This is a genomic window from Methanosarcina sp. A14 (assembly GCF_001729375.1).
Taxonomy (GTDB): domain Archaea; phylum Halobacteriota; class Methanosarcinia; order Methanosarcinales; family Methanosarcinaceae; genus Methanosarcina; species Methanosarcina barkeri.
Window position 1 is genome coordinate 21,982 of record NZ_LZPK01000112.1, and the last position, 6,632, is coordinate 28,613.

Sequence of the window (6,632 nt, forward strand, 5' to 3'; positions counted from 1 at the left end):
ATTCTCTATTCGATAATTCGTTTATTTTTAATGTTCTTTTTTATTTTTAATGTATTTTCCTATATTTCACTATCAATCAAGCCAAATATTAATTGTTGTTTTGATGCCTACTCTTCAAAATAAATCTTATTTGCATCATGTCCTCTTCCAACACCAATGATTATTTTATAACGTATAAATTACATTTCATAATTAAAAAACGAAATTGATATATATTGCTACCATATTTTTCACATTTATGACTTATGGTAACAAAAAAACCAGAATTTTTATCAATTTTTATATTATTTTTCTTATCTTATTGATTTTAATTGTTATTACTCCTGTGGAAGGTGCTATTGAACAACGAGGTCCGATTGTAAATATTTCAGCCGGAGAACATACAATTCTTAATGGGGAAAATTGTCCTGGATTTTATTATTCAACTTCTACTGGTACATACTATGAGTCGTTGGAGCTTAATTTCTCTGGAGACGGGCTTATTGATACGGGAAATGCAACTTATACCTCAAAAATCAGTTATGGTTCAACGGCTTTCTTTGGGAAGAAATACAAAGTCTTTGAAAATGGGTTGATCACTGAGAACCTGGTTAGCTATGGAAGTCGTGATCTTCAACGGGGTAATGATTATGATCTAGGAAATGGCTACAAACTGGTGCTTCGGGGGGTAAACAATGATTCTGCTCTCCTTGAACTTCAGCAAAACTCCGTCCCAGTTACCACGGAATCTCTTGAAGAAGGTTCAAAGTTCAAATTCAATGCTACAATAAACGGTACTAAATATACAATTCTGGAAGGAACTCTTAGCCGGGTTCTTGACAGTAAGGATCCAATTGTGAGTCTCTCAAGTGTAAGCCAGTATTCGACTGCACCGATTGAGATTAACGTTGGGGACCAGTATGGTAGTTTCGAGGTCACTGAAGCTACAGATAAAAAGATCGAATTGAAAAACAGAGTGCCTATAAGGATGCAGCCTGGAGATTATGTCACAATCCTTAAAGATTTGATTGATTTCAGAGTGGCTGATAATGTATACAGGGCATGCTCTTACAATATGACTAAAGACGTTATCAAGTCATATCAGATAAAAGGCACCTCTTTAACTGTAAATCGCTCGGATTCTTCTTCTGACTCCTGTGTCTGGACAGCTGATTCTTTTGGTATGCTCTATTATGATCTTGAAAACAATTTCAGTACAGAAAGGCTTGAACTTAATCTTAATGCTGAAGACGACTGGATTCCGGAAGGAGGTCTGGTTTATGAATCCTCGCCTGTCAAGGTTCCATACAAAAACCCGGAGATGAGGAATTATGGGGAAAATGCTTTTGATGGCGGATATTCTGTGCTTGGATGGGATGGTGAAAAATATGCATATCTTGGAGACGATCAGGGAATTGTAAATGTCCTTATGGATGATAACAATAGCAGATGTCTCTATTCCGGTGACGAATGGGACCTTGGTGAAGGATATACCCTGAGAGTAGATGATATAGAGTGGGATAAGGTCCATCTGACAGTTTTGAGAAATAATGCTACTGTTTACTCAAGCATAATATCTCCAGGGAAGTCAGCTGATCTGGGTACACATACTTTCCTGTACAATAAGACAATAAATGGTATTGACGTCCCCCTCTTTTCCATATATGTGAATAATGTCCTGGAGGGAAACGGACGCTCTGGTGTAAGCCTAAAATACCCACTACATTTTTCCGAAAGCCCTCTTGAAATAAAAGTAGGGGATACTTTTGGGGCACTTACTGTTGTTGAAACTTCCCCTAAAATCCGGCTTGAAAATGAAAATGCTCTCAATTTTGGTTCGGACCTTGAGGTTACGGAAGCAATCCACCTTGGGTCTTTTGAAAAGGAAACAGGAGGAAATCTCAATGTTACCTTTTTCCCCTTCATGAATAAGGTGGAAAAGGTAGATTCTGTTCTTCCTACAGTCACTCAGTGGACGATTCCGACAATGAGTGTTGAAGAATATCTTCTTGGAAACTAAAAGATATACTGAGGTTAAACCATGAAAAACCATAACGTTATTGTTTACCCTTTTACTGCAATAGTAGGGCAAGAGAAAATGAAGAAAGCTCTGATCCTGAACGCTATAAATCCAAAAGTTGGAGGAGTTCTGATCAGGGGTGAAAAAGGTACTGCCAAATCAACAGCTGTCCGGGCCCTTGCCAATCTCCTACCTGAAATACAGGTAGTTGAAGGCTGTAAATACCGCTGCGATCCTAATGATGTAAATGCAATGTGTGAAGAATGCTTGGAAAAGGTAAAAGCTGGGACTCTTAAGAGTTCTTCTATAAAAATGAAGGTTGTGGACCTGCCTGTAAGTGCCACCGAAGACCGCGTTGTAGGAACTCTTGATATCGAACATGCTATCAAGAAAGGAGAAAAACGCTTTGAGCCTGGTGTACTTGCTTATGCTCACAGGGGTATCCTGTACGTGGATGAGATTAATCTTCTGGATGACCATCTTGTAGATGTACTCCTCGATTCAGCAGCAATGGGAGTAAACACTGTTGAAAGAGAAGGAATTTCTTTCTCTCACCCTGCGAATTTTGTGCTTGTAGGCACCATGAACCCTGAAGAAGGAGAACTTCGACCTCAATTACTTGACCGTTTCGGTTTATGTGTAGATATAAAGGGAATCATGGATGTAGCCAGACGAGTGGAACTTATCAAATACAGGCTCAGCTATGAAACCGATCCTAAAGCTTTTGCAGCAGGCTGGCAGGCTGCAGAGTCCGAGCTTTGTGAACAGATTATTCTGGCGCAGAAATTACTTCCTGAAGTGAAGATCTCAGACAGCATGCTTGAATTGATCAGCCAGATCTGTGTTGATATGGGGGTTGATGGGCACAGGGCAGACATCACAATGATGAAAACCTCAATCACACTTGCAGCTTTTTACGGCAGGACTGAGGTTCTTGAAGAGGATGTAAAAGAAGCTGCAGAATTAGTCCTTCCTCACCGTATGCGCAGAAAACCGTTTGATAATTATTCTGATAAGCAGGATAAACTCGACGAGAGTATAGAGAAACAAAGGGAAAAGAAAAAGGAAAAAGAAAAGGAAAAAGAAAAAAATAAAAACGAACAGCAAAAAAAAGAGCATAACGAGCAGTCAGGAAAAGAACAGGCCCTTTCCGAAGAGCAGAAATCAGATAACCCAGAGGACAGCACCGGGGAACAACCGGATGCTTCCTCAGAAACTATTTTTGCAACAGGAGAGAGTTACCAGATAAAGCAATTTTCTCCTGATTTTCGCAGAGAGAACCGAAATGGATCAGGTCGGCGCAGCAAAACCCTGACGAAATCCACACAGGGCAGGTATATTAAGAGTAAAATCCCAGAGGAGAAAACAACGGATCTTGCTTTTGATGCTACCCTGAGGGCAGCTGCACCTTATCAGCTTGTAAGGGAAAAAAACGGAAACTCCATAGTCATTCATGAATCGGATTTCAGGCAAAAAGTCCGTGAGAAAAAGATAGGAAACCTTGTACTCTTTGTTGTGGATGCTAGCGGTTCAATGGGGGCTCAGCAGCGGATGGTAGCTTCTAAAGGTGCAGTTCTTTCAATGTTGATGGACGCCTACCAGAAACGTGATAAAGTGGGACTTATTGCTTTTAAGGGGACAGGAGCAGAGTTGTTGCTGCCACCAACTTCCAGTGTGGAAATGGCACAAAAATATCTGGAGGAACTGCCAACCGGGGGAAAGACCCCCCTTTCCCATGGGCTGATGAAAGGCTATGAAACCATACATGCAGAACTCCGACGTGACCCTGATACCTGTCCTTTTATGGTTCTGATCTCTGACGGAAGGGCAAATGTCAGTATGAATGGTGAAGCTCCTCTCCAGGAATCAAAAACAATAGCTTCCATGTTTAGAAAGGAATGCATACAATCTGCAGTTATTGATACGGAAAGCAGCATTATTAAATTCGGGCTTGCTCAGGAAATTTCCAATGCGCTTGGAGCCAAATATCTTGCACTTGAGGACTTGAAGGCAGATTCAATAGTTGAAGCTGTTCGATCTTCAGCTCCTTTTGAATTTTCAGTTCCTTCAGCCAACTTTTCAAGTTGAAGGGACTTGTCAATAGAAGTTCTCAATATCTTGAATTATAGGGTTATGGCCTGTTAGTCTTTACTTTTTTGTTTTATCTTTCTTATCTTACTATGTCTTTCTGCAGTTGATTCCTCTTCCTTTGTGGTTCTGAAAGCGGGCATATACTTATAATATTACTCTTAATAATGATTAGTTACAGAACCTAGTTACAGAACCCAAATTAAGCATTTTACAGGGAGTCTTGGTAATGACTGATGATCTGAAATCTGTTTATCACTTGTTTAACCCCGAAAAAGCACTTTTTGACGAGGAACTGAAGAAATACTATGTTGAAATTGGGGAAAACGAGACACGAATTTCAAAGCTTAAGACACGCCTGGAGCTGGGACTGGAGACCGGAGAACACATTAAAATTCTGTTCACTGGTCATAGGGGTTCAGGAAAATCAACTGCTTTAAACAGACTTGTTTCACATTTAAGTGATCAGTTTTTCGTTGTAAATTATAACGTTATGAAATTACTAGATCTTAACGATATCAATTATACTGATGTACTTCTTTCTATTCTCGCACAACTGATTGAAAACTCTAAGGTAAATAAAATATTTCTCAAAAGCGATTTAGTTGAGCGAGCGAACAAATGGGGTCAGACAATAACTGAACATCTGATTTCTAATACAAAGGAAGGTCTTGGTATTGGAGTTGGCTTGCCTGCTCTTATCAATATTTTCACATGGATGAAAAACGAAACGGAGACCAGAAAAGAAATTCGAAAAGAAATCGGTCCTCGAGTTTCAGAATTAATCAGCATCATCAATGATATTGTTGCTGAAATCGAATGTACCGGAAAGCAAGTGCTTGTAATTATTGATAATCTGGAAAAATCAGATCCTGACAAAGCCCTGGATTTATTTGGGAATCATGGTACGCAGCTATCTCAGCCAATATGCAATATCATATACACTTTTCCTATTTCATTAAAAAGTTCGGACAGATTTACACAGATCCGTCTGAATTTCAGCGACGATATCATGTATCCCAATATCAAAGTCCATGAACCAGATGGTAGTGTGAACCGGGAATCAAAAGAGCGTGCGCTCATGAAAGAGATCGTCGCAAAAAGGGTGAATTCTAACCTTTTTGAATCTGAAGCCCTTGAATATATTATTGATATGAGCGGGGGAGTTCTGAGAGACTACATCAGAATTATTCGAGATTCGGCTGTCACTGCCCTTACGAGAGGAAAAACGGTTATTGATAAGGCTGTTGCAGAAGAAGTGGTCAATGATCTCAAGAATACTTTTCAGGCTCAGCTAAGCGATGAAGACTATGACGTTCTTCTTGAAGTTTCCCGTTCCAAAAGTATAAAACGGGATCAGGGTCTTGTAGGCCTGCTTCACAATCTGAGCGTCCTGGAATATACAAACGGGAGAAATTGGTGTGACCTGCATCCCATTGTCCGTACCATTCTTGAAGAGAAACATTTGCTACAGCAGAATGCAAGTAGCGATTAATTCTACTTTTGTTAATTTATATTCTGGTGGGGAAAGTAAACGGATTTTGTATTTATCAAATTTGCATTACAAAAAATAAATGAAACCAATGTTATAGGCCTTCAAAAGAGGTGTGAATATGGAGCTTGAACCTGAACATCTTTACAAACTGGATAAACTGGTCACTCTCCTAAGTATCTCAGAAGACCTTTCAATTGTGTTTGTGCGCTGCAATGAACCAGTTCTCTGCAATGCGCTCTATACGGAGACTGTTAAAAGGCTGGAAGGCGAACTTTTTATTTATGATATCAACATGAGTGAGTCTTCTCCTGATCTTTTGAAGTTGCTAAACGAGGCGAAAGCATCGGAATTATATACTCAAAACATAAAAGGAAATAAAAAGGTAGCATTCTTCGTTTTTGGATTAGATAAAGCAATAGAGAAAAAGACCAGTGAGGGAAAATCTGAAGCGCTTCTTCTTTTGAATATGATGCGAGAGCGCTTTCTGACCATTGAAAATCCTGTAATAATCTGGATTAACAGTATTTCTCTTTCAAAAATCCTCAAAGAAGCGCCGGATTTTTTTTCCTGGCGTACCACTGTCCTTGAATTTGACATGAAAAAAGAAGAAGTTGTAAGAGCAGCTATTGATTTTGGTGACACGGAGCTTGAATCCTTAAGCAAAAAGGAACTTGAAGACAGGTGGGAGTATTACTCTCGCCTATTGAAGGAATATCACGAAAAAGGAACAATTGATTCTCAAAAGTTTGCTTACTGGAATTACAAGCTTGGAATGATTAAATTGCTCAGAGGCTATTCTAAAGAAGCGATAACCTATTTTCAAGAATCTCTTAAAATTTCCCGGCAGATAGGGGATCGTCGTGGAGAATGCGCAGTCCTTGGAAAACTTGGGAATGCCTGTAGTGACGTTGGCGAAGTGAAAAAAGCTATTGAATATTATGAGCGTGCTCTTTTTATTTCACATGAAGTCGGTGATCAACACAGTGATGGAGTACTTCTTGGCAACCTTGGTAGTTCCTACCTCCATCTCGGTGAAGTTACTAAAGCTAT

At 39.6% G+C, this 6,632-nt stretch carries 4 protein-coding genes; all 4 read left to right on the top strand.

Annotated features, from left to right (window positions below; genetic code table 11):
- Positions 1-325: 325 nt before the first annotated feature.
- Positions 326-1,999, top strand: a complete 1,674-nt coding sequence (locus A9239_RS06210; RefSeq protein WP_230669021.1) for an S-layer protein domain-containing protein — start codon at positions 326-328, stop codon at positions 1,997-1,999.
- A 21-nt stretch (positions 2,000-2,020) separates the two neighbouring features.
- Positions 2,021-4,087 carry a putative cobaltochelatase gene (locus A9239_RS06215; RefSeq protein ID WP_048154567.1) on the top strand — a complete coding sequence of 689 codons (2,067 nt, stop codon included), beginning with the start codon at positions 2,021-2,023 and terminating at the stop codon, positions 4,085-4,087.
- A gap of 229 nt (positions 4,088-4,316) precedes the next feature.
- The gene (locus A9239_RS06220; RefSeq protein ID WP_048154570.1) at positions 4,317-5,582 is read left to right on the top strand and encodes a P-loop NTPase fold protein; all 1,266 of its coding nucleotides are present in this window, start codon (positions 4,317-4,319) and stop codon (positions 5,580-5,582) included.
- Between the two features lie 118 nt (positions 5,583-5,700).
- Positions 5,701-6,632 (top strand): tetratricopeptide repeat protein (locus A9239_RS06225; protein WP_141706390.1); only part of this gene is annotated, 932 nt, incomplete at its 3' end.

What these genes read in the sequence shown, in the direction of transcription:
- A9239_RS06215 (WP_048154567.1), top strand. Translation starts at nt 2,021, where the DNA reads ATGAAAAACCATAACGTTATTGTTTACCCTTTTACTGCAATAGTAGGG.
- A9239_RS06220 (WP_048154570.1), top strand. Translation starts at nt 4,317, where the DNA reads ATGACTGATGATCTGAAATCTGTTTATCACTTGTTTAACCCCGAAAAA.